The sequence below is a fragment of the Alkalicoccus daliensis genome, from assembly GCF_900103955.1.
Lineage (GTDB): Bacteria > Bacillota > Bacilli > Bacillales > Salisediminibacteriaceae > Alkalicoccus > Alkalicoccus daliensis.
On sequence record NZ_FNIL01000002.1, the window covers coordinates 161,394 to 185,631 of the forward strand.

The window sequence follows — 24,238 nt, forward strand, 5'->3', positions numbered from 1 at the left end:
AGATGTACTTAGATTTTTTCATTAATCCGTACAAAAAGCAATGTTGGAAAAGGAGCTTTGCAGTATGACTGAAGCAGATAAAGTATTTACAGCGCGTGAAGACGCAGGAATCGCTTATACGCTGGATAGAATCACAAAAGTAATGAAGGAGCTGGGAGAGCCGCAGAATACGCTTCCTGTCATTCACGTAGCAGGAACAAACGGAAAAGGCTCCACCGTCGTTTATATGGAAACAATGCTGCGAAAAGCAGGAAAAACAACTGCTGCCTTTATGACGCCTTCGCTTGGGGAAAGACATGAGCAGGTGCTGGTGAATGGGGAACCGGTCACAGAAGCAGTTTTTGCAGAAGCAGTTGCACGGATCATGCCTGCCGTGGAAAAAGTGGAAAACGAAAGAAAGGAAATGGTCAGCCCGTTTGAACTGCTGACTGCTGCCGCATTCGTAATAGCAGCGGAGATCGCGGAAGCAGATGTATTCCTTGTCGAAGCTGGCATGGGAGGAAAACGGGACGCTACGAATATTGTTCATGCGCCGCGCGCTGTGGTGCTGACATCGATCGGTACAGATCATGCAGAATTTCTCGGCGGGACGAGAGAAGCAGCAGCAAGAGAAAAAGCAGGAATTATGCGAAAAGGAGTCCCCTGTATTTCTGCGTGTGATAAAGAAGCAGAATCCTGGCTTTCGGAAGAGGCAGAAAAAATCGGTGCGTTATGGGAGCCGATTTCTCAGGACTGTGATTGGAAAGCGCCGAACATACTGCTGACATCAGGAAAAACAATCCATCTTCCTGCACCGGGAGCTCATCAGGCGCGTAACGCAATCGCTGCGATTGCTGCAGCCTCCTATATTACAAAGGTATATGAAGAAGATCTGGAACAAGCTTCTCTGCCGGGGCGCTGGGAGCCGTTTGCGGAGAATGTGTATCTGGATACTGCACACAACAAAGAAGCAGTAGAAGCAATGATGCAAAGTCTTCCGAAGGGGAAGAAGATTACTTTTTTAACTGCTGTGATGCGGGATAAGCCAGTTGCTGACATGATCCGCCAGTGGGAAAAGCAGGGGACCGTATTTGTCAGTGAAATGCCGGACCCGCGGGGAATGACAAAAGAGGAATGGAAGAAAAAATTTCCTCATTTACATGTAGTAACATCGCCGGCTGACTGGATCGAAAACTGGATAAACAGCAGCACTGCCGGAGAACTGCTTGTGATCACAGGTTCCCACGATTTTATCCGATTTATTAAAAGTATTCGGTAAATGCCGGGAAAGGAAAGATGTGACTGCTGCTCTATCTTTTTCATGAGCTGCGGGAAAATCTTTCCGCTGACGTTCGGTTAGTTCTGTGAAGCCACTTGATACAAGCCGAAGAGCGGTATTCCTGGATGCAGGAGCCTTCTTGGTTCACCCTGTTTTTTTACAGGAAAGAGATTTTTCTGGGAGTTTTCTTAAGGAAAAATCTATCTTTACCTTGTTTACTGCGCTAAAATAGGAATAACTATGCAAGTATATGACAGCTCAGGAGGCTTGTTTGCTTTGATGTATATCTTTATTACTATCGCTTTTGTATTATTACTAGGAATTATGCTGCTGATCCCTTCCGTATTTACGAGAAAAATGACAACGCTGTTAGTAAGTGTCGCTTTTTTATTCTCTCTCGGGGGATACTGGGCACTGGAAAACTTTTATTGGCCTTTTGTACTCGGAAGTCTTGCACTCGTAATACTCGTTACTGCTTTTGCAGTCTCCAGATATATTCCTGAAGGAGATCCGGATGCGCTTGAGGAACCGGATGAAGTTGAAAATGAAGTGCAGGCGGAGAAAACAGCAGCGCCGCAGGAAGAGAATCAGGGAAATGATACAGCAGAAAATCCTGAAGAAGAAAACGCTGCGCTGGAGGAAGAAAATTATTATTATGACGCTTCCAGAAAGCCATTGCAGGGAGAAGACATAGACGAACAAAGCGAAGAGGAAGATACAGAAGATCTGCCGGAACGAACGGACCGCGGAGAACATACAGAGGAGCGTGAAGGATCCCCGGAGGCTGAGGAGGAAGCACTTTCACGCAGAGAGCGTTTATTCAAACAGCTGGAAGACGAACGATAGGAGGAGCAGGAATGACAACAAGACAATGGTTTGCAGCGTCCTTCCTTGTAATTGCAGGAAGTGTAACTTTTATACTTATTTTTGCTTATACTGGTCTGCTTATGTACCAGGTAGCGTTTCAGGAGCCCCGCTTTCCGGAAGAGACGAGTGTTGCCGGCGTGGACATTTCCAATATGGACCGGGAAGAAGCAATCGATGCTGTCAATATATCGATGGAAGAAAGGGAAACGGATTCTTATTATGCAGTAACCTGGTTTGATATGGAAGTGCCTGTTCCCCCGGAAGCGGTAAATTTTTCAGTGGAATCCACCATTGATGAGGTAATGGAAAGCGGCCGCACGGAAACAGATCTTGCCGTTACAGTAAATCACGGCAGATTAGAGGAAGCACTCAGTGAATTCTTTTATAATAATAATGCCGAAGGAGCAGTGAGAACAGAGGAGCTGGCTGCGGCGCTGGAAGAGGAAGCGGGAACGCTGCCTGAGGATGGCATCAGCTTAATGCTTCATCCGTATCTGATAGAAACGGAGCGCCCGCAGGAAGTTTATATTCATGGGGCTTCCCGCAGCGGGATTGTGACTCCGGGAGTAGAAGAAATTTTGGGAAGTTTAAGCAGTGTAACCATTGAAAGCAAATCTAATTTTTCTTTGCTGGAGGAGCTGGATTTATCTGCCGGTGATCTGGTGGAGGAAGAAGTACTGGCTGCAATCAGTTCTGCTGTGTTTGAAACGGTTGCTTCTACTAATTTTGCAATTGAGGAGCGCCATCAGCGTCACGCGCTGCTGGACATTGTGCCTGCCGGGTTCGATGCTCATATCGCAGTGGATGCAAAGGATTTTCAGTTTTATAATCCCAATGATTACAATTATGAATTAGAAGTAAGTACGAATGGCAGTGATTTGGAAGTCAGTTTGTACGGCTACGAATTTCCTTATAATATTGAAGTAGCTGTAGAAGAAACAGATCGTTTAGGTACGGAAAGGCGAATTATTTATACGAAAGAAGGGGAAACAGCTTCTTCTGATATGTCTTCCTTCTCAAACACAGAAACTGAGGAAGAAATTTCCGGAGACACCGTAGAAGCCGGTGAAGAAGGGTTCAGAGTAGAAACTGTCCGCACCATCTCTTATGCCGGCGATCTGGAAGAGTCTGCGGTCCAGCTACTGGCAGAGGATTATTATGCTCCTTTCCACGTGCTGGAAGAACGGGATATTAACGTCCGTGAACCGGAAGAAGAGGAGCCCGCAGATGAATTTCCATGGCAGGAAGATCAGTGGAATGGCAACGGCGGGATGGACCAGGAAGACTATGAAAACTGGATGAATAATGGCGGCGGAGACGACTTTGAAGACTGGCTGGATGAAGGAAGCCCCGGCAATTATGATCAATGGCTGGAAGAAAACGGCCGGGAGGAAAGCAGCGGCTTTGAGTTTGACAGAAACAACGGCTTCGACTTTGGCAGCGGTACAGGTAACGGCTACCCAGGGTATGACGGAGGCCCCGGTGGCGGTTTCCCCGGGTATGATGGAGGGAACGGCCCCGGCGGAGGATTTCCAGGGTATGGCGGCAGCAATGGACCAGGAAACGGTTATCCTGGCTACGACGGAGGCGCCGGACCGGGATTTCCGGGATATGACGGCAGCAATGGAACAGGCAGCGGTTTTCCTGGTTACGACGGAGGCAGCGGTACGCAGCCTGGCGGTTTCCCCGGGTATGATGACAGTGGAAACGGCAGCGGTTTCCCAGGATATGACGGCGGAACGGGAGAAGGATTCCCGGGCTATGATGGCGCTGGACCGGGGAGCGGCTTTCCCGGGTACGGCGGCAGTAACGGATCTGGGGGAGAATTCCCTGGGTACAACGGAGATACGGGAGAAAGCATTCCGGGCTATCATGATGGAGCCGGAACAGGAAATGGTGTGCCAGGGTACGGCGGAAGCAATGGTACCGGAGACGGCTTTCCAGGCGGTGACAGCACTGTGCCAGGAGGCTACCCAGGATATAATGGCGACGGCATCCCGGGCTATCCTGGAGGACCAGGAACTGGAATACCGGGATATAACGGAAACGGCGAAGCTCCTCCTGTCAAAGGAGAGTAAAAACTGCTGAATAAGGAGAGCATCCGATGAAAGAAAACCGCAGGCGTCTTGGAGATATACTGGTAGAAGCGAATGTGCTGACGAAAGACCAGGTGGAAGAAACGGTAAAGAATAAAGGAAATAAAAAGCTTGGGGATGCGCTGAAAGAGGCAGGGCTTATTTCAGAAGAACAGCTGCTGGAAGTGCTGGAATTTCAGCTGAACATTCCACGTGTTAAGCTGAAAAGCTACCCGATTGATTCGCAGCTGACAAAACTCACGGCACTCGAATTCGCAGAACGCAACAGCGTATTTCCCATCGATAAAAAAGATGGACGTCTGATAGTGGCCATGGCAGATCCGATGGATTATTTCACGCTGGACGATCTTCGGATGGCCACTGGTTTTGAAATAGAGCCGGTGATTGCCAGCTATAAAGAAATCCAGGAAGCGATTAAAACGTATTATGGAAACAAACAGGAAGTAAGCGATCTGGAAGTGGAAGACCCGGAAGAATTAAATGTAAACACGCAGATAGCCGATGATGAAACGGATGCGCCGGTGATCAGAATGGTCAACCAGGCACTCGTGACAGGGCTGGAGAAAAAAGCGAGTGATATTCATATCGATCCGCAGGAGACGAAAATCGTCATTCGTTACCGGATTGACGGCATTCTGTTTACGGAACGTGCAATTGCCAAACAGCACCACAATGCAATGGTAGCAAGGGTAAAGATTATGGCTAACCTGAATATTACAGAAACGCGGCTGCCGCAGGATGGTCGGGTGAAAGTGACCCTGCAGGGAACGCGTGCAGATTTACGTGTTTCTTCCATGCCAACGGTTTTCGGAGAAAAGATTGTTATCCGGATCCTTGATATGAATCAGGCGCAGATTAACCTGGAGGACCTGGATTTTAATGCGATTAATCAAACGGTGTTCCAGGAATTAATTCACCGCCCGGGCGGCATGGTGCTGATTACCGGCCCGACCGGATCAGGGAAAACAACTACGCTTTACGCGGCGCTGAATAAAAGAAACAACGAAGAAATGAATGTAATTACTGTGGAAGATCCGGTGGAATACCAAATCGAAGGAATCAACCAGGTGCAGGTAAATCCAAAAATCGGTTTAACTTTTGCACACGGGCTTCGGGCGATTCTCCGCCAGGATCCCGATTTAGTAATGGTAGGAGAAATAAGAGACAGTGAAACTGCAGAAATTGCTGTCCGTGCTTCTCTCACGGGTCACCTTGTACTGAGCACGATCCATACTAACAGTGCCATCGCGACAATCCCCCGGCTGATAGATATGGGCGTGGAACCGTATTTGGTCATGTCTTCCTTAAGCGGTATTGTCAGCCAGCGCCTGGTGAGAAAGATCTGCACTCATTGTAAAACCTCATATGAACCAACGAAAACAGAGCTGCAGGCGCTCGAAGAAAGAGGAATAAAAGCGGAAGTGCTCTACCGCGGGCCAGGATGCGAAAACTGTAACGAGACAGGCTACGAAGGAAGAATGGCGATACATGAGCTTCTTTCCATCGATGACGAAGTACGCCGGCTCGTATTAAATCAGGAAGCAGTTTCGGTGATTAAAGCATATTTGCTGGAAAAAGATATGCTTTTTTTAAAGGATGATGGGTTCTTTAAAGTGAAACAAGGCTTTACCACAATGGAGGAAGTATTCCGGGTGGCAAGTGATGATTAATGGAGGGATACAGATGGGGCAGGAAGTAGATAATATGCTTACAGAAGCTTTTCATATGGGAGCTTCTGATATTCATTTAACTGTGGGGACTCCGCCCGCACTGCGTCTGAACGGCGAACTGACGAGAAGAGAAAAGGCTGCTTTAAAACCTGCTGACACTGAAGCGGTCGCGAAAGAAATGATTCCAAAAGCAATGTGGAGTACATTTGAAAAACGGGGAGAACTTGATTTTTCCTACGCAGTCCGGGGACTGTCCCGATTCCGGGTAAACGCTTACTACCAGCGTTCGTGCATAAGCCTTGCGATCCGGGTCGTTCCTACGCACATCCCTTCTATCGAAGATTTAAAAATGCCGGAGATATTGAAGTTAATCGCAGGAAAGCCGCAGGGACTCGTGCTAGTGACCGGTCCGACCGGCTCAGGCAAGTCGACAACGCTTGCGGCAATGATCCGCTATATGAACGAGGAAATGAACAGACATATTATTACGCTGGAAGATCCGATCGAATATTTACATACGCATAATAAATCTTTAATTGATCAGCGGGAAATCGGGTTTGATACCCAAAGCTTTGCCAACGGGCTCCGCGCAGCGCTGCGGCAGGATCCGGACGTGATACTTGTCGGGGAAATGAGAGATCTGGAAACGATCAGTACAGCGATTACCGCAGCAGAAACCGGCCATCTCGTGCTGGGAACGCTGCACACCTCTGACGCGCCTTCTACGATTGACCGGGTTATCGATGTATTTCCGCCGGAACAGCAGGACCAGATTCGTATCCAGCTCTCTGCGGTTCTGAACGCCGTGATTTCCCAGCGCCTCCTGCGAACACCGGATGGAAGCGGGAGAAGGGCGGCAACCGAAATTTTAATTAATAACAGCGCCGTAAAAAACCTAATCAGAAACGAAAAAATCCATCAGATTCCAAGTGTGATCCAGACGGGAAAAGCACAGGGAATGCACACGATGGAAATGTCTATAAAACAGCTGCTGCAGCAGGGAGCAGTAAATCAGGAAGCTGCTGCTTATTTTCTTACAGATTAACAGGAGGGGAACCGCATGCCATTTTATCAGTACTACGGAAGGGACGGCGGCGGAGTGCCTGTCCAGGGAAAAATAAAAGGAGCCACAGAAACAGACATCCGCGCAAAACTCGAACGAAAACAGATTTATCCGAAAGAAATAAATCTGCTGGAAGGCTGGCTGTATCAGGATATTAAGCTGTTTCAGAAAGCCAGGCCGAAAGACCTCGTGCTTTTTTTACGGCAGATGGCAACGCTGCTGCAGGCAGGAATTTCTTTAGTTGAAAGTATCCAGCTGCTGGCAGACCAAATGCAGAATAAAATATGGAAGGACACGCTGCGAACAATGGAGGAAGATATTCGCGGAGGCACTCCCTTTTCTGCCGCAGCTGAAAAACACCGCCACATGTTTCCTGCTCTAATGACGAACATGATTAAAGCGGGAGAAGCAGCGGGAGACCTGGATGAAGTCATGGACCGGCTTGCTTTTTATTACGAGAAGCAGTACCGGCTCCGTCAGAAAGTGATTTCCTCTGTTTCCTATCCGATTATTTTAAGTGTTGTCGCCTTTGCCGTTGTCATCTTTCTTCTGGCGGTGGTAGTACCGACGTTTGTCGACATGTTCGCAAGCTTTGGCTCGGACCTTCCCTGGATTACCAACCTGGTGCTGCAGACAGGAATGATCGTCACAGAACTTTACTGGCTGGTGTTTCCTCTGATTATATTGATCGCAGCAGCAGCTGGTGCGGTGAAGAAAAACCCGCAGGCAAAATATTATCTGGATTATGCCCTGCTCCGCCTTCCGGTACTCGGCAGCGTGCTTCAAAAGGCAGCACTTGCAAGAATGAGCCGCACGTGGAGCTCTCTTTTTGCCAGTTCCGTGCCCGTGCTGCACGCAACCTCCATCGTAGAGCGGGTCGTAGGAAACGAGGTATTGGCAAGAGTGATCCGCGACTCCCGGCAGTCACTGGAAAGAGGAGAGTCATTAACCACCCCGATGAAAAGCCACTGGATTTTTCCCCCGCTTGTCACACAGATGGTGAACGTGGGAGAAAAAACAGGAACGCTGGATCAGATGTTTGGAAAAATAGCTGATTTTTACGAGCAGGAAGTGGACCAGGCGACAGATCAAATGAAAAGCTTGCTGGAACCTGCACTTATAGTACTTATGTCAGTGGTTGTTGGGATAATCGTCGCAGCTATTGCCATTCCAATGTTCGAAGTTTTTGAAGTTATACAGTAAAATAGTTTCAAGGGTGAAAGTTGTGGGTATATAGTATGTATAAGTTGATAAGAGAGTAATATTCATGATAGAATAGTAAGAAATCATGATGAAATAGGTAGTTTGTACCTGTCGTTCAGCTCTAATTACTTATACACTTTAGAGAACATAGTATGATAAGAGCGATGAAATTCCTATTGTATCTGGGCACTTGATAGGAGAGGAGCGAGTAGTGCAACCGGCTTATTCCATGATGATGGGGGAAGTCGGTTTTTTTGTACTTATTTTTATATTGTTCACTATTTTGAAAAAAGAGGAGAGATGGAAAATGAGAAACATGAAACAGAAAATGCAGAAGCTGTTAAAACAGCAAAAGGGTTTCACGCTCGTTGAGTTACTCGCAGTAATCGTCATCTTAGGAATCATCGCAGCAATTGCAATCCCGGCGATTGGTGGGATTATTGACAACTCGAAGAAAGATGCACACATTGCCAATGCAGAGGCACTAGTTAGTGCAGCGAGGCTTGCCGTGGTGAGTGATGAAAGTATTTTTGACGGGGATGGAACTGTAACTGATGCGGTGTTAGTAAGTAATGGATATTTAGAGTCAGAATTAGAGGATCCAGATGGTGGCAGTTATAGTCCTGCAGAAGTGACATATGTAGATGGAAATTATGAAGTTAATCTAAATAATGGAACAAGAAAAGCTTTAACAGGTAATATAGAAAATATTCGTAGTGCTGGTAGAAGTTACTTTGATGCAACTCCAGCCTCCGGAGATGGGAATTAATTTAAACTATTAATTAATTTTCACATGATAAGTTTAGGTTATAAGATATAAGTATCAGAGTATCCTACGTTATAGACGGATGCTTTCCCGAGGGCTTGTCTTCAGCTAAATAGGCCGAGAAAAACCCTCAGCCTATTGGATCTTCAGACTGCGCTGATCCTCCGGGAGTCACCGTCTTTCACTTCGGATATCTTCTTTCTAAACTTTGGTTCGTTAATACTTAACTTAATAAACAATTATGAAATTGATTCACTTAGATTTAGCAGTCCAGTAGAAATTGGGCTGCTTTTTATTATTTGAATTTAGTTATAGTAACCTTAAATACAAATAAAGAAAGATGGATGATTTGTTGCAAGAAACTTTCGATCTTATAGAAGCAAATCAATGTTGGTTTTTCTTTAATTCCAAAATCATTTTCTAGGAGATTTTTTAAGAAAGCTAATTTCTTAAACCGGCTTCTTCATAAAAACTATCTTCATAATTTAGTGTACTGCTGCTTTGTAATCCTTCTTTATAGTATCTTTCAAGTTCTGATTACCAAAGTAAAATGATTGAAACGAAAGACGGCGACTCCAGCGGTGATGAAGCGAAGTCTGAAAATCCATTCTGACAGCGCAGAGCGCTGGAGGAATTAGTTGAAGACAAGCACCGCGGAAAGCGTCCGTCTGAAGTGCAATCATTCACCTTAACCAAACGCACTATTTATACAATCCTAATCAACTTGAGTCAATTATTTTTTAAAGATAAAATTGCTCAAAGTATTAAAAAAACAAAAGGTCATTCTGTATAATCACCTGTTATTGTCATAAGAAACTGATCTGGAAGGATTCAGCTAATTTCTATCAACGGCCTCCGGAATGAAATAAATATTCCACTTCTATTTCTGTTATAAAAGTAGATTATTTTAAGTGAAGTTGCTTTTATTAATTTATACCCCGTTGTTTGTACTGATCATTCCTTTGAAACTCTACATTCTGATTACCAAAGTAAAATGATTGAAACGAAAGACGGCGACTCCTACGGTGATGAAGCGAAGTCTGAAAATCCATTCTGACAGCGCAGAGCGCAGGAAGAATTAGTTGAAGACAAGCACCGCGGAAAGCGTCCGTCTGAAGTGAAATCATTCACCTTAACCAAACTTACAATACAAGCAGTCCCAATCATCTTAAATCAATTAAATTCTTAATTACTAGGTTGAAAAACCCCTTCAGAAAAATTAATAACAGAAGTGCAGCATCCTCCCTAAAAAACCATTCCTTTCTACCTGCACAAAACCGCGTTTCTTCCTGTCAATTTTTAGAGAAAATGGTTTCTTCCCTCCGGCAAAAAGACTATAATAAAACATAAGTGTAAAAGAATACAGAATGTTCGGTTTGGAGCTGGCGGGGATGGACATCTTTTGGTACATATATTTTTTTCTTGCCGGGCTGGTGCTCGGATCTTTTTATAACGTCGTCGGTCTGCGGCTGCCGCAGAAAGAATCACTCGTTCATCCGCGCTCGCACTGCACCGCTTGCGGCCACACACTTTCACCCTGGGAACTGATCCCGGTAGTATCCTACATACTGCTGCGAGGGAAATGCAGATCCTGCGGGGAACAAGTCTCCCTTATTTATCCGATGTTCGAACTTGCCTCTGGAGTTCTATTTGTGTGGAGCTTTCACGTGTTCGGGTTTTCTGCAGAAACAATCGTCGCAGTGTTATTTGCTTCACTATTGATAATAATCAGCGTAAGCGATCTTTCCTACCGCCTCATCCTGGATAAAGTGCTGCTCTTTTTTCTCCTGCCGCTGCTTCTGCTTCGCTTAACTGCCGCGCCGCTAGATCCTTGGTGGGATGCTTTTGCAGGCGGGGCAGGGGGCTTTTTATTACTGCTGCTGGTGGCAGTTGTTTCCAAGGGAGGCATGGGCGGAGGCGATATTAAGCTTTACGGGGTTATAGGTCTGGTGCTGGGCTTATCGAATATGTTCCTCTCTTTATTTCTGGCTGCAGCCATCGGTCTGCTTGCTGGAGTGATCGGTATGATCTGGAAAGGCTGGGGACGAAAAACGGAGGTGCCGTTCGGTCCGTTTATTGCCATAGGGGCCCTTGCTGCCTATTTTATTGGAGAAGACCTTATTCATTTTTATCTGGGCATACTTACAGGACTGATAAACTTATTTTAAGAAAAGGAAGCGGATATACATGGCAATTCAACTAGGAAATAAAACGCAGCATGCGCTTCTTCTTTCAGACCACGTAATTCGCTACGCGCGGGTAAAAGGCCGGAAGCTGGACGGCGTGGAGATAATAGAGGAGCGTTATCTGCCGCAGGGGGTTTTTGCGCAGGGAGAGGTAAAAGAGGTGGAAACTTTGCTTACGATTCTTTCTGAATGTGTGGAAAAATGGAAGCTGCGCAATCAAAAAGTGGTATTTTCCATCCCGGATTCACTCTCACTTGTACGCCGGCACGAAGTTCCTTTAAATATTGCGGAAGCAAGCATTACCGGCCATTTATATATGGAGCTGGGAGAATCCCTTCATCTGCCGCTCGAGCAGCCGGTGTTTGACTGGCATGAAATCGGCCGTACGGCAGAATACCGGGATCTGCTTATTTTTGCGGCTCCGGAACCGGCTGTCACCACGCTCGCCCGTTTAATGCGCGAGGTGCGCTTAAAGCCGGTCGCAGCTGATATTTCTCCATTAAGTCTGTATCGTCTTTACGATAAAATGTACAATACGGAAGAAAAAATACATACGATGTTTCTGCAGATGGCGCCTTCTTATATGCAGGTGAGTATTTTTGAAGAAGAGCTTCCGTTAGTGATCCGGACGATGAATTTTCAGCTGGATGCTTCTCAGTGGCAGGTGACTGAGGATGCATCGGAGCCGCTTGTCTGGCAGGGGGCCGAGGAAGATATCCGTTCCTCCTGGCAGGATACGCTGGAGGAGCTCAGCAAGCTGCTCAATTTTTATCAGTACAATTACCAGCAGGGGAAAGCAAGGGTGGATAAAATCGTCGTTACCGGGGATCATCCTTATGCAGGCCATTTCGTAAAAGATGTAAAACAGCGGCTTGAGCTGCCGGTAAGCACGTTTGCGGAAAGCGACTGGGTTACCAAAGATAACGAAGAGATACCTTCAAAATATTATGCAGTCATCGGGCTCGCGCTGAAAAAAGAGGTGTAAGGATGCCGATAGAAATAAATTTACTTCCTGGAAAAAAACGAAGAACGAGAACGCTTCCGATGCTGCTTTTACTCATTGGTGTCCTTGGTTTAATCGGGCTTCTTGCCATTATCTCCATTGGTTCTTCCATGGAAAACGAACGGCGAATGGCGGAAGAGGAACTGGCGGAAGCCCGGATTGCATCCGCTGAGCTTGAAAATGAGCTGGAGGAGCTGCAGGAAAGCGATATTCTGCTCCTGAATACCGTAATCGGGGAGCTGGAGGAGAAGGTAGTCCCGGCATCTTCTGTACTAATGGATATTGTTTCAAGGATGCCGGCGGACAGCGGGCTGACGATGTTTGAGTATGAATATCCTGATCACATCACGCTCGAAATACTTTTAATGAGCATGCCGGATCTTGCTCGATTTCAGCATGAACTCGAGGACTCTCCGTTAATTCAGCAGGCAGAAATTGATATCGTGATGGGAGAAGCAATTCTCGAAGAGCTGGATGAAAATATCTTCTGGTATGAAGAATATCTTCCGCAGTATTTTGCTACGATCGTGTTGGTGCTGCATCCTGACGCCATCCGTGCATACGAACAGGAAGAAACAGAATTATCTATTCCAAGAGAGCTGGAGGAGCAGGAAGGTTCATTTGATTTCCCGGAGGAAAATGAGGAAACAGAAGAGCTGGAAGAACCGGCCGGATCACCATTTGATAATGAGAATGCTGAAAACAATGAAGAAGAAAGTTTCCAGCAGGCACCTGGGGATAATGTGGAAGAAGACACGCCGGTAAACCGAGAAGACGATGCAAATGATCAAGAGGGCTTTTCAGATAATAATGACTGGGCAGAGGAAGAGATAGAAGAGGAAGACTTCGACTTCAATTGGGAAGATAATGAAGAAAATGAGGTGGAGCTGCCGTGACAGAAAAACAGAAGCAAATATCTATTATCGGAGGCACTTCTTTTCTGATCATTCTTGCGCTGGTCCTCTTATTTTTCACCATGGTAAATCCACATATACAGGCAGCGAATCAGGCGGGGCAGCAGCTGGAGGAAGAGGAAGAGCATCAGGTGCGCCTGGAACAGCAGCTTCAGGAAAAAGCAGCGGAAAATGCGGAGCAGCCGGAAAGCACAACAGATCAGCAGCGCCGGCTTCCCGTCGTAAGGCTGACAGATCAGTTTATCCTTGATTTAAGCATGGCGGAGGAGCTTGCAGACATTCGGATTATGGATCTGCAGATGAGTTATGATCATCCGGTATATCAATACGAAACTGTAGAAGTAACGCCTTCAGAGGATATTCCGGACAGTGGGACAACCGTTAATGAAGTGCGTGAAGAAGACGAGGACGAACCGAATGATCCGGACGAAATGAATGAAGAAGATATGAACGAGCAGGATGTCTCGGAAACGGACGAAGAGATAGAGCTCGAGGAAACAGAAGCTGCGAGTGATCTCGAGGAACGACAGGCAGAAAGTGACGAAGAACGGACACGGGGTGCGCTGCAGCAGGAGCAGATGGAAGGTTTGAGCAAACAGACCGCAACGATTGAATTGAAAGTAAACAATTTCAGTTCTCTCGGACGCTTTTTAATAGAACTGGATTCTCTGCAGCGGTTTGTGAATATTGAGTCGATTCTTTTTCTCGGAGAAGAGGAAGACCGTATTTTTGACGGCCAGACAGATATTTTTTATGAAGTCCAGGTATCTTCTTTCTATTATCCGGAACTGGAGCATCTGGAATTCGAAGCTCCGGTCGTGGACTACCCGGATGACGGGGAAAACACTTCACCATTTCTTAATTAAGCGAACAGGCTTTCGCATCAGGCAATTTTGTGGTATGTTAATTCATACCACTTCTTTTTTATTTACAGAGCAGAAACAAAGCGCTCTCAATATTTCTAAAAAGGAACTGTCAGCATGAAAACAGTCGTACTGGCTTCGCAGTCACCGAGAAGGAAAGAGCTGCTTACACAGGCGGGGATAGAATTTACTGTTCAGCCGAGTGTAAAAGAAGAAATTTATGATCCGGCAGAGACCCCGGATAACATCGTTGCCTCATTGGCGCTGCAGAAAGCAGAAGAGGTGTTTGCACAGCATCCCGAAGCGGTCGTGATCGGTTCCGATACGATGGTGGCCATAGATGGGAAAATGCTTGGAAAACCAAAAGATGAGGAAGAGGCAGCGAGGATGCTGAAGCAATTATCCGGACGTACGCATCAAGTGCATACCGGGGCTGCGATTCTGTCCAAAGAAGACCGTACTGTGTTTACTGAAACAGTGCAGGTGACGTTTTATCCATTAACGGAAAGTGAAATTAACACATACATACAATCAAAGGAGCCGGCAGATAAAGCCGGTGCCTACGGGATACAAGGTCTCGGCGCTGTATTGGTGGAACGGATCGAGGGAGATTATTTTTCGATCGTCGGCCTGCCGGTGGCGAAAGTTGTTCGTGCGCTAAAAAAGCACGGAATTCAGCTTTAGCTGAAGTTCGAAAGGGGACCTTGTATGTCAAAAGCGATGATGATCCGGGATGTGCCGAAAAGTGAACGGCCAAGGGAGCGGCTGATCCGTGACGGGGCGGAAGCGTTATCCAACCAGGAGCTGGTAGCGCTGCTCCTCGGCTCCGGAACGAGACAGGAGTCTGTACTTGACCTTGCTGGCAGAGTCGTGCAGCATTTTGACGGGCTGAAGCTGCTGAAAGAAGCAACGGTGGCAGAATTCATGTCAATCCGCGGTATTGGAGAAGCAAAAGCAGTGCAGCTGCGCGCAGCCATTGAAATCGGAAAGCGCATCAAGCAGTTTCCCGTAGAGGAAACGCACGTGGTCAGATCTCCCCAGGATGTTGCGGATTATATGATGGAGGAAATGCGACATTTAAAGCAGGAACACTTCGTTGCCTTGTATTTAAATACGAAAAATGCCGTTTTACACAAAAAAACACTTTTTATCGGCAGTCTGAACGCAAGTCTCGTTCATCCGAGAGAGGTATTCAAGGAAGCACTGCGCTATTCCAGCGCTTCCATTGTCTGTCTGCATAATCATCCTTCCGGCAACCCGGAGCCGAGCCAGGAGGACATTGATGTCACGAAACGGCTCGTCTCTACCGGAAAAATGCTTGGTGTGGAGCTGTTGGACCACGTGATTATCGGCGACCGGAAATTTTATTCGATGAAAGAAAAAGGCTATATTTAAAAGGAACTTCTGCCGCCGGGTCACTGCACCCGGCGGTTTTTCTGCAGCAAAAAAATGGGAAGCGGAAGCTTATTTTCTTTAAAGAATACTCTCACTCTATGCTTATCTATTCACTTCGGTTTTCTCGTCTTTCCCAAGGTTTTCATAAATAGAAGCATCTTTGGCTATATGTACATAAAAACAGGGGTGTGTTAGGATAAAGTGAGGATTTTTGAACAGAGAGCGGAAAATGCTACTCTTTGGAAGTTACTTTGAGTATAATAAAACGTATCGGTCAAAAATACGATAATAATTAATATAAAAAATGAACTTGAGGTCGAAGGGAGATTACATAGATGTTTTCAGGATTTTCAAAAGATTTAGGAATTGATTTAGGAACAGCAAACACGCTTGTATATGTGAAAGGAAAGGGAGTTATTCTGCGGGAGCCGTCCGTTGTGGCGATCCGGTCGGATACAGGCTCTATTGAAGCTGTCGGAAGCGACGCGCGGAATATGATCGGCCGAACGCCGGGAAATATTGTGGCGATTCGTCCAATGAAAGACGGCGTGATTGCAGATTTTGATACAACTGCAACGATGATGAAGCATTTCATTCAGCAGGCGCTGAAGCAGCGGTCATTTATGATGAAAAAACCGAACGTAATGGTTTGTGTTCCGTCCGGCATTACTGCCGTGGAAAAAAGAGCGGTGGAAGATGCAACGAAGCAGGCTGGAGCAAGAGAAGCGTATACGATTGAAGAGCCTTTTGCGGCGGCAATCGGCGCAAATCTTCCTGTCTGGGAGCCGACAGGCAGCATGATCGTGGATATCGGCGGAGGTACTACAGAAGTAGCAATTATTTCTCTCGGCGGGATTGTGACAAGCCAGTCAGTACGGGTTGCCGGTGATGAAATGGATGAGTCCATTATTCAGTACGTGAAGAAGAATTACAGCCTGATGATCGGGGAAAGAACAGCTGAAGCGATTAAATTTGAAGTCGGTGCAGCTGGAGAAGTCAGCAGTGACGAATCCATGGAAATCCGCGGACGGGACCTTGTAACCGGACTTCCGAAAACAATTACCATCACAGGAAAAGAAATTTCCGGCGCACTGGTAGATACGGTTACTTCTATTATTGAAGCGGTGAAAAACACGCTGGAGCAGTCACCACCGGAGCTTGCAGCAGATATTATGGACCGCGGAATTGTCCTTACAGGGGGCGGCGCGCTTCTGCGTAACCTGGATAAAGTATTAAGTGATGAAACAAATATGCCAGTTCTTGTATCTGATGATCCGCTTGACAGTGTGGCAGTCGGTACAGGGAAAGCACTGGAAAATCTGCATTTATTTCGTTCCAAAGCAGGAATTACTGCCCGCTCGAATCGAAAAGGGTAAGTGGGTGTTGTAAATGTCCCCATTTTTCTCTAATCGGCGGCTGATTGTGCTGCTCGTGTGCCTGATATTTCTTGTAGGGCTGATTGGATATTCTTTAAGTGATCAGCGGAATTTATCCTGGCCGGAGCAGTTCGTGCAGGATTCTGTCGGCACTGTGCAGTCTATATTTTCACGACCTGCCTATTTACTGTCTAACTCAATTGATGCGGTGAATGATCTGCGAAATGTGTACCAGGAAAACCAGGTGTTGAAATCACATCTGGATGAATATGCTTCTCTACAGGTGGAATTAGGGGAGCTCCAGCGGCGGAACCAGGAGCTTGAAGATATGACGGATATGGAAGAGGATCTGCTGGATTACTCTGTCCGCAACGCCATGGTAATTCACCGCTCTCCGGACCGCTGGAATGAATTGATCGGAATTAATCAGGGAGCCCAGCACGGCATTGAGGAAGATATGGCTGTGATGACTTCCGAAGGGCTGATCGGTAAAATTCGTGAAGTATCCCAGTTTTCCTCCTCCGTGCAGCTGTTAAGTGATCAGGATGCAGGAAACCGTATTTCAGCTATGGTGGATGCTGATGAAACCGTATATGGTTTTATGGAAGGTATTGATGACGAAAGCGGCCATCTCCGCTTTACAAAAGTGGATATTGATATTGAAATTGAAGAAGGACAGATCGTTTCTACTTCAGGTCTCGGCGGGGTTTTTCCGGATGGTCTTGTGATAGGCGAGATTGTAAATGTAGAAACGGATGAATTCGGTCTCAGCCAGACAGCTTTAGTAGAGCCTTCTGCAAACTTTTATCACCTCGATTACGTCATGATTATTGAACGCAGTGCTTCTGCCATGGAAGATTTTGACGCTGTGGAAGAAAATGAGGAAGATGCAGCGCTGGAAGAATTACTGGAAAATGAACAGGATTCAGAAGAGGAGGGTGAATGATGCGGTTTGCTCTCCCCGCTGTCATGTTCCTTCTTTTCATATTGGAAGGTACGGCGTTTCAAATATTTGCCCCGGATTACCGGGGATCAGAGCTGCAGTTTATTCCCAGATTTATGTTCCTGCTTATTTTAATGACAGGTATCTTCCGTGGGAGAAGTCATGGACTTTTTTACGCCGTTATTTTTGGAATTCTTTATGATATCGTATATTCCCCGGTTCTCGGGGTGTACACTTTTGGAATTGGTTTACTTACTTATTTATTTTCCATGTCGACCTCTTATATTAAAAGAAGACTCGGTCTCGTTCTTCTGCTGGTGCTGATGGCCGTGATCGGATTTGAATATTACGTGTACGGCATGATGTCTCTGCTTGGTATCACTTCATTGGCGCACGAAGCTATTTTCACAACCCGGTTACTCCCTTCATTTATAATGAATGGGCTGGTCGCAGCTCTTATGGTGTACCCGGTTCGCTCGTGGTTTTATTCAGTAGATGGATTGGATGACAGATAACTATGCTCGCGATCGGAGGTAGAGGCCTGTGACAAAGCAACTTCAACAGCACGTCACGTTAAAAGGAACGAAAGAAGGACTGCAGCTGCAGCTGGATGATCAGTGTACATTTGAAGTCCTGCTGAAGGAAGTCGAAGACAAGCTTTCAGAACAGAAAGAGCAGCTCACGTCGCCGAAGGGAGAACGTCTTCAGGTGAAAGTGGATGCAGGGTACCGCTATCTGAAAGAAGGCCAGCAGGAAGCCCTGACAGCGATGCTCCAGGACACCTTTCATATTGATGTAGCAGAAGTAAGGTCGAACGTCATCTCCAGAACACAGGCCGAAGCCGCACGAAAAGAAGATCATGTTATTCGAATGGCAAGAGTAATACGATCCGGCCAGGTGCTTGAGCTCGAAGGAGATGTACTGATCGTCGGGGATATAAATCCGGGGGCGGTAGTGAAGACAACAGGAAGCATCTTCGTACTCGGGAGTTTAAAAGGGGTGGCGCATGCCGGCTGCAACGGAAATGTCCGGGCAGTGATTTGTGCTTCTTTTATGGATCCGGCACAGCTGCGCATCGCACACATTGTCCGTCATCCACCGGAAGAAGAAGAGTGGCGTGGGATGTTTGAATCTGCTTTTGTAAATGACGAAGGCACCCTCGTGCTCGAACGCGGGCAGAAGCTTGGGTTCTTCCGGCCGGAGCTGGCAGAGGATGATGACTAGTTTTTCTGATCGTTTATGATAAAATGGAACGTAGAATAGGTTTGTCTGAAAGGGGAGAATGTTGTGGGAGAAGCCATTGTAGTCACATCAGGGAAAGGCGGCGTCGGAAAAACAACGACGACAGCGAATTTAGGTACCGCACTCGCGCTGAATGGACATAAAGTATGTCTCGTTGATACCGATATCGGACTCCGGAATTTAGACGTAGTAATGGGGCTGGAAAACCGGATTATCTACGATCTTGTTGATGTGGCGGAAGGTAACTGCCGACTGCAGCAGGCACTCATCAAGGATAAGCGGTTCGAATCGCTGTACCTCCTGCCCGCGGCGCAGACAAAAGATAAAGACGCCGTTGCTCCGGAACAGATTAAAGAATTGATCACCGAACTGAAAGAATCCTTCGATTACATATTGATCGACTGTCCGGCAGGAATTGAACAGGGATATAAAAATGCGGTGGCAGGAGCTGACCGGGCGATTGTCGTGACAACTCCTGAAATTTCCTCCGTACGTGATGCGGACCGTATTATCGGTCTGCTGGAGAAGGAAACCCATGTGCAGACGCCGGCGCTCGTTATTAACCGTATTCGTAATCATATGATGAAATCCGGAGAATCCATGGACGTAGACGAAATTGTCTCGATCCTTGCCGTGGATCTTCTGGGAATCGTTGTAGATGATGATTCAGTTATTAAATCCTCCAACTCCGGAGAACCGGTGGCACTCAGCCCGAAAAGTAAAGCTTCTATTGCCTACCGCAATATCGGCCGCAGACTGACGGGCGAAAATGTTCCTTTAATGAATTTAGAAGAAGATACCAGCGTGCTGACGCGAGTAAAAAAGTTTCTCGGTATGCGCAGCTGATATGAAGAACCCCTGCAGACGGCAGGGGTTCTTTTTTTAGCAGAGTTAGAAAATAATATAAAGCCAGCGGGTGCAAAAGGAGCCACATAAAGAAGTAAATGAACTTCTCTCCATAAAGAAGAAAAGGACTAAATCATGGAACTACCCGTTTTTGTGTCTTTTAAAATCACAATATCAGCACGAGTAACTTCAAAAGTTGTATGGTTTCTGTAAAGTTCAATATATTTCCCGGCAAAATTCAAGAAAAAATCTTCTTTAGTTACGAAAGAATTATTATAAAAAAATCCGCATTATTATTCTTTTGTAATTCGAAAGAAGGTGCTGAAAAATACATCTGGAATTCTAATGAAAGTGCTATTTTTAACTAACTAAAGTGGAATTAAGCAGTATATTTTAAAAATATTTTAACTGTAAAACGTTGGGGCTCTAAGAGGAAATTGAATATGCGAAAAAAAGTAACGAATTTTTAAAAAATTTACTTGAAATCGTTTTCATATGAGAATATACTAGGTCTATGAAAACGGTATCAGTTGCCCATACAAGTGAAGGATGATGATTATACAGCGAAGTTTGTGTAAGCACATCTCTCTTTTTTACAGGTATCTGAAATCGTTATCACACATTTCAATTCTTTTAAGGGGGATTTACAAAATGCAGATTAAAAAGAAAGTGTTGACGAGCGTATTGGCTTTTTCAATGGTAGGTGTACTGGCAGCGTGCGGAGATAACGGTGATACCGACAATAATGGAACTGATACAAACGCCGGCGGCAATGAAAATGTGAATACAGAGAATGATGGTGCTGATAACGCAGACCCGGAAGCAGAGAATACTGGGGATGACGAAGAAAATATGAATGACGATGCGGAAGCTGAAAATGACGGGGAAGCAGCGGGGGACGGAGAAGAAGTTACGCTGACTTACGCGAGAGGCCAGGATGCTACAGGTGCTACAGATGTACTCGTGGAAGCATTTATGGAAGAAAATCCGAACATTACAGTGGAATTCCGGGAAATGCCATCAGATACCGGGCAGTCGCATGACCAGTATGTGACAGAGTTCAGCGCAGGAGATACGACAATTGACGTTTTTGATGCAGACGTCATCTGGCCGGCAGAATTTGCGCAGGCAGGCTATGTACTTGAACTGGATCGTTTTATTGAGCGGGACGGCATCGATATGGAGGATTACTTTGAAGGGACAGTGGAATCAGGTACGTTTGACGGCCGTATGTGGGCGATGCCTAAGTTTACCGATGCAGGATTGCTTTACTATCGTTCTGATATCGTTGATGAAGCACCGGCAACATGGGATGAACTGATTGAGATGTCCCAGGAATACCAGGGAGAAGAAGGAACAGATTTCGGGTATTTAATGCAGGCGAACCAATATGAAGGATTAGTAGTTAATGCGATTGAATTCTTTGGGGCATATGGGGCACAGGTAATTGACGAAGATCAAAATGTTACCATCAATTCTCCTGAAGCTGTAACAGCGCTTGAAAAAATGATGGAAATTGCGCAGTCCGACTTTGTTCCGGGTGACATTCTTAACTTCGATGAGCCGGCTACACATACTGCTTTCCTTGAAGGACAGGCTGTGTTTGCCCGCAACTGGCCATACATGCAGGCGATGACGGAAGATGAGGACGTTTCTCAGGTGCAGGGCAATGTTGACTTTGCGCTTCTGCCAGCGGGCGATGATGGCAGTGCGGCTGGTCTTGGCGGCTGGATGTCAATGATTAACCGAAACTCTGAACACCCGGAAGAAGCCTGGGAACTGCTGAAATTTATGACAGGTCCGGAAGGGCAGAAAATCACTGCGATCGAAGGTGGATCTGCACCGACACTGCGTGAACTGTATGAAGATGAAGAAGTGCAGAATGCTGCTCCGTTATTTGCAAATGATGAATTTGTAGAAACGCTGGAAAATGCAGTACCGCGTCCAATTACACCAATTTATCCACAGATTTCCGATATTATGCAGATTGAGCTTTCCCGAGCACTTTCCGGTGATATTTCTGCAGAGGAAGCAATTGAAAACATGGAAGAAAATATTGAATCAGCATTAGCTGAATAAAAGAATTATGAGGGAGTGGACACTCTGTTCACTCCCTCTTTCTTTAAAAGTCCAGCGGTGCAGTGAAAGGCAGGTGAGATTAATTTGGCAACGATAAAAGAAGTAGCTGCAAAAACAGGTTTGTCCCCGACTACTGTTTCCCGTGTTATTAATAACCACCCATACGTCGATGCGAACAAAAGACAAATTGTGCTGGAAGCAATGGAAGAGCTGGGGTATGTTCCAAACTCTTCTGCCAGAAGACTGCGGGGGCAGCGGACCGATACAATTGCTGTCATCATTTCACGTATCGTCAATCCTTTCTTCAGTCATCTGATCGATGCAATGGAACATGTTGCGGCAAAGGAAGGATATCAGTTAATTCTTTGTGATTCGCGGCTCGATAAAAAAAGAGAGCTGCAGCAGCTGGATCTGCTGAAAACGAAGCAGGTAGATGGAATAATACTCGCCTCCCTGCAGAATAAATGGTCGGTGATCGAGCCGTTTACGAAGTTTGGTCCGATCATTTGCTGCAATGAATATGATTCAAATGCAAAGCTGCCTATGGTTATCTGTGACCAGGAGCATGGAGGGTATCTCGGTACACGCCATTTAATTGAACAGGGACATAAAAGAATTGCTTATGCCGGAGGAACGGACAGAATTGAACTGACAAGAGACCGTTACCGGGGATTTGAAAGAGCGATGAAAGAGGCGGACCTTGCAATTGACAGGGCACTGCTGTTTCCAAGCTTTTACGGGATTGAAGATGGGAAAAACATTTTCCAGCAGATTATTTCCATGAAACAGCCTCCCACAGCTATCTTTGCCGGGGGGGACGAGGTAGCTGCAGGTATCATCCGGGAAGCAAAACAGTTTCAGTACAGAGTACCGGAGGATCTGGCGGTTTTAGGATTCGATAATCAGCCATTAGCCGAATTAATCGATCCTGGGATTACAACAATTGATCAGCCCATTAAGCAGATGGGCACAAGAGCAGTAGAGCTGATGGTGGAGATGATTAAAGAGAATCATGAAGTGACTTACTCGAAGGAAACGCTGCCGCTGCAGCTGATCAAAAGAGAATCAACCTAATTTCCATCTACAAATGTAAAGTATGGTAATACAGGCATCATGTAAAGGAGGATAAAAGATGGGGGATAAGAAAAAACGCTTTCAGCTTAATGAATCACAATTAGGCTATGTGATGGTAATGCCGGCGCTTATCTTAATTTTTGCAATAACTCTCTGGCCGGTAGGGCAGTCATTCTGGAACAGTATGTTTGATTATCGCCTGAACGATCCTACACGTAATCAGACGACCCTCAGTTATACAATTGACCTTGAACGTTATGCTGATAATTATTTTTATTATGAGCGTGACATTGAAACGTTAATTGATTCCGTGGAAGGGACGGAAATGGAGCCGACTGTACGTGAGATTGAGGCGACAATTGAGGAGTTTCATGAACAAATTGTCACTTCTGATAACCTGGCGGAACAATATGCAGTCGTTGATGAAATGGTAATGAATTTTCAGCCGGTAAATGATGATGATTTAAAATATGGCTCGATCAGTAATGAGTTTTCTGAGAATTATATTGATGCAATTGAGGCAGCCGATGCAGAGCTGACAAACTACTTTGAGCAGACAGAAGATGAAGAACTTGCTACTGCGATTGCTGATGCAAATGCCCAGCTCGGACAGCTGGACCGGAGTTTGATCAGGCCGAACTTTATCGGGCTTGCCAACTATGGTAAATACTTAACAGAAGCAAGAACATGGTCCGCCATGTGGAATACGGTTTTCTTTACCGTGGTTTCGGTATTTTTCGAACTTGTCATAGGTCTCGCGGTCGCGCTTGTCATCAACCGGGCATTTATCGGGCGAGGGGCAGTGCGCGCTGCGGTGCTTATTCCCTGGGCGATTCCTACTGCAGTAAGTGCAATGATGTGGAGTTATTTATACGATGGACAGTCTGGAATCGTGGCTCATTATTTCGAACAGCTTGGATTTATTTCAGATGCTTCCGTACTATTAAGTACAGGATCTGGAGCAATGTTTTCGATTATTTTAGCAGATGTCTGGAAAACTATGCCTTATATGGCGCTTCTTCTGCTCGCAGGGCTGCAGACAATATCAGAATCACTGTATGAAGCAGCAGAAGTAGACGGCGCCGGTAAGTTTCAGCAGTTTTTATATATTACGCTTCCCATGCTGAAATCAGCCATTCTTGTCGCACTTCTTTTCCGTACGCTGGATGCATTCCGGGTATTTGACTTAATTTACGTATTAACCGGCGGTGGGCCGGCAAACAGCACAGAATCTGTTTCTGTTTATGCCTACCAGGTGCTTTTTGCACAGCAGAATTTTGGAGAAGGCTCCGTACTGTCTGTGATTATGTTCCTTTCCGTCGCGTTGATCAGCATTATCTTTATTAAATTAATCGGGTCAGATCTTTTTGAAGACAAAAAAGGAAGCAAATAAA

The 24,238-nt window shown here is 46.0% G+C and carries 21 protein-coding genes and 1 riboswitch; all 21 genes read left to right on the forward strand.

The genetic code is table 11. The annotated features are described in order from the left end of the window. The first annotated feature begins 64 nt into the window (after window positions 1-64). Window positions 65-1,258, forward strand: coding sequence for a bifunctional folylpolyglutamate synthase/dihydrofolate synthase (locus BLP92_RS05380; protein ID WP_175444185.1), 1,194 nt, complete (start codon window positions 65-67; stop codon window positions 1,256-1,258). Between the two features lie 276 nt (window positions 1,259-1,534). Then, the gene (locus tag BLP92_RS05385; RefSeq protein WP_139148919.1) at window positions 1,535-2,104 is read left to right on the forward strand and encodes an ICP22 family protein; all 570 of its coding nucleotides are present in this window, start codon (window positions 1,535-1,537) and stop codon (window positions 2,102-2,104) included. Between the two features lie 11 nt (window positions 2,105-2,115). Next, complete coding sequence (locus BLP92_RS05390; RefSeq protein ID WP_090841369.1) at window positions 2,116-4,203, forward strand: VanW family protein; 2,088 nt, start codon at window positions 2,116-2,118, stop codon at window positions 4,201-4,203. A gap of 26 nt (window positions 4,204-4,229) precedes the next feature. Continuing rightward, entirely contained in the window at window positions 4,230-5,891 is a 1,662-nt protein-coding gene (locus BLP92_RS05395) for a GspE/PulE family protein (RefSeq protein ID WP_090841371.1), read from the forward strand. Between the two features lie 13 nt (window positions 5,892-5,904). Beyond that, window positions 5,905-6,936 (forward strand): type IV pilus twitching motility protein PilT, encoded by a 1,032-nt coding sequence (locus BLP92_RS05400; RefSeq protein WP_090841808.1) that lies wholly within the window; start codon window positions 5,905-5,907, stop codon window positions 6,934-6,936. Between the two features lie 15 nt (window positions 6,937-6,951). Beyond that, window positions 6,952-8,157, forward strand: coding sequence for a type II secretion system F family protein (locus tag BLP92_RS05405; RefSeq protein ID WP_090841373.1), 1,206 nt, complete (start codon window positions 6,952-6,954; stop codon window positions 8,155-8,157). A 149-nt stretch (window positions 8,158-8,306) separates the two neighbouring features. After that, a riboswitch (cyclic di-GMP riboswitch) is annotated at window positions 8,307-8,389 on the forward strand. Beyond that, window positions 8,369-8,926, forward strand: coding sequence for a prepilin-type N-terminal cleavage/methylation domain-containing protein (locus BLP92_RS05410; protein ID WP_342028376.1), 558 nt, complete (start codon window positions 8,369-8,371; stop codon window positions 8,924-8,926). (Overlaps the previous riboswitch by 21 nt.) Before the next feature lie 1,388 nt (window positions 8,927-10,314). After that, complete coding sequence (locus tag BLP92_RS05415; protein WP_090841375.1) at window positions 10,315-11,091, forward strand: prepilin peptidase; 777 nt, start codon at window positions 10,315-10,317, stop codon at window positions 11,089-11,091. 19 nt (window positions 11,092-11,110) lie between these two features. After that, a complete protein-coding gene (gene pilM / locus BLP92_RS05420; RefSeq protein WP_090841376.1) occupies window positions 11,111-12,094 on the forward strand; it encodes a type IV pilus biogenesis protein PilM in 984 nt (327 codons plus the stop codon). A 2-nt stretch (window positions 12,095-12,096) separates the two neighbouring features. Further along, entirely contained in the window at window positions 12,097-13,008 is a 912-nt protein-coding gene (locus tag BLP92_RS05425) for a hypothetical protein (protein ID WP_090841377.1), read from the forward strand. Further along, window positions 13,005-13,892 (forward strand): hypothetical protein, encoded by an 888-nt coding sequence (locus BLP92_RS05430; protein WP_090841379.1) that lies wholly within the window; start codon window positions 13,005-13,007, stop codon window positions 13,890-13,892. The genes BLP92_RS05425 and BLP92_RS05430 overlap by 4 nt, the downstream gene beginning before the upstream one ends. 114 nt (window positions 13,893-14,006) lie before the next feature. Then, window positions 14,007-14,573 carry a Maf family protein gene (locus BLP92_RS05435; protein WP_090841381.1) on the forward strand — a complete coding sequence of 189 codons (567 nt, stop codon included), beginning with the start codon at window positions 14,007-14,009 and terminating at the stop codon, window positions 14,571-14,573. Between the two features lie 24 nt (window positions 14,574-14,597). After that, on the forward strand, window positions 14,598-15,284 hold the full coding sequence (radC, locus tag BLP92_RS05440; RefSeq protein WP_090841383.1) for a RadC family protein: 687 nt from the start codon (window positions 14,598-14,600) through the stop codon (window positions 15,282-15,284). Window positions 15,285-15,619: 335 nt separating this feature from the next. After that, entirely contained in the window at window positions 15,620-16,660 is a 1,041-nt protein-coding gene (locus BLP92_RS05445; RefSeq protein WP_090841385.1) for a rod shape-determining protein, read from the forward strand. A 13-nt stretch (window positions 16,661-16,673) separates the two neighbouring features. After that, window positions 16,674-17,606 carry a rod shape-determining protein MreC gene (gene mreC, locus BLP92_RS05450; protein ID WP_090841387.1) on the forward strand — a complete coding sequence of 311 codons (933 nt, stop codon included), beginning with the start codon at window positions 16,674-16,676 and terminating at the stop codon, window positions 17,604-17,606. Beyond that, complete coding sequence (mreD, locus tag BLP92_RS05455; protein ID WP_090841389.1) at window positions 17,603-18,118, forward strand: rod shape-determining protein MreD; 516 nt, start codon at window positions 17,603-17,605, stop codon at window positions 18,116-18,118. The genes mreC and mreD overlap by 4 nt, the downstream gene beginning before the upstream one ends. A gap of 28 nt (window positions 18,119-18,146) precedes the next feature. Beyond that, a complete protein-coding gene (minC, locus tag BLP92_RS05460) occupies window positions 18,147-18,827 on the forward strand; it encodes a septum site-determining protein MinC (RefSeq protein WP_090841391.1) in 681 nt (226 codons plus the stop codon). Between the two features lie 63 nt (window positions 18,828-18,890). After that, window positions 18,891-19,691 carry a septum site-determining protein MinD gene (gene minD / locus BLP92_RS05465; protein ID WP_090841393.1) on the forward strand — a complete coding sequence of 267 codons (801 nt, stop codon included), beginning with the start codon at window positions 18,891-18,893 and terminating at the stop codon, window positions 19,689-19,691. 651 nt (window positions 19,692-20,342) lie between these two features. After that, window positions 20,343-21,770 carry an ABC transporter substrate-binding protein gene (locus BLP92_RS05470; protein WP_090841395.1) on the forward strand — a complete coding sequence of 476 codons (1,428 nt, stop codon included), beginning with the start codon at window positions 20,343-20,345 and terminating at the stop codon, window positions 21,768-21,770. An 84-nt stretch (window positions 21,771-21,854) separates the two neighbouring features. Further along, window positions 21,855-22,844, forward strand: coding sequence for a LacI family DNA-binding transcriptional regulator (locus BLP92_RS05475; RefSeq protein ID WP_090841396.1), 990 nt, complete (start codon window positions 21,855-21,857; stop codon window positions 22,842-22,844). A 58-nt stretch (window positions 22,845-22,902) separates the two neighbouring features. After that, window positions 22,903-24,237 carry a carbohydrate ABC transporter permease gene (locus tag BLP92_RS05480; protein WP_090841400.1) on the forward strand — a complete coding sequence of 445 codons (1,335 nt, stop codon included), beginning with the start codon at window positions 22,903-22,905 and terminating at the stop codon, window positions 24,235-24,237. The last annotated feature ends 1 nt before the right edge of the window (window position 24,238 follow it).

Coding starts and splice junctions, on each gene's coding strand:
- BLP92_RS05380 (WP_175444185.1), top strand. CDS start 65: ATGACTGAAGCAGATAAAGTATTTACAGCGCGTGAAGACGCAGGAATC.
- BLP92_RS05390 (WP_090841369.1), top strand. CDS start 2,116: ATGACAACAAGACAATGGTTTGCAGCGTCCTTCCTTGTAATTGCAGGA.
- BLP92_RS05395 (WP_090841371.1), top strand. CDS start 4,230: ATGAAAGAAAACCGCAGGCGTCTTGGAGATATACTGGTAGAAGCGAAT.
- BLP92_RS05400 (WP_090841808.1), top strand. CDS start 5,905: ATGGGGCAGGAAGTAGATAATATGCTTACAGAAGCTTTTCATATGGGA.
- BLP92_RS05405 (WP_090841373.1), top strand. CDS start 6,952: ATGCCATTTTATCAGTACTACGGAAGGGACGGCGGCGGAGTGCCTGTC.
- BLP92_RS05415 (WP_090841375.1), top strand. CDS start 10,315: ATGGACATCTTTTGGTACATATATTTTTTTCTTGCCGGGCTGGTGCTC.
- pilM (WP_090841376.1), top strand. CDS start 11,111: ATGGCAATTCAACTAGGAAATAAAACGCAGCATGCGCTTCTTCTTTCA.
- BLP92_RS05425 (WP_090841377.1), top strand. CDS start 12,097: ATGCCGATAGAAATAAATTTACTTCCTGGAAAAAAACGAAGAACGAGA.
- BLP92_RS05435 (WP_090841381.1), top strand. CDS start 14,007: ATGAAAACAGTCGTACTGGCTTCGCAGTCACCGAGAAGGAAAGAGCTG.
- radC (WP_090841383.1), top strand. CDS start 14,598: ATGTCAAAAGCGATGATGATCCGGGATGTGCCGAAAAGTGAACGGCCA.
- BLP92_RS05445 (WP_090841385.1), top strand. CDS start 15,620: ATGTTTTCAGGATTTTCAAAAGATTTAGGAATTGATTTAGGAACAGCA.
- mreC (WP_090841387.1), top strand. CDS start 16,674: ATGTCCCCATTTTTCTCTAATCGGCGGCTGATTGTGCTGCTCGTGTGC.
- mreD (WP_090841389.1), top strand. CDS start 17,603: ATGATGCGGTTTGCTCTCCCCGCTGTCATGTTCCTTCTTTTCATATTG.
- BLP92_RS05470 (WP_090841395.1), top strand. CDS start 20,343: ATGCAGATTAAAAAGAAAGTGTTGACGAGCGTATTGGCTTTTTCAATG.
- BLP92_RS05480 (WP_090841400.1), top strand. CDS start 22,903: ATGGGGGATAAGAAAAAACGCTTTCAGCTTAATGAATCACAATTAGGC.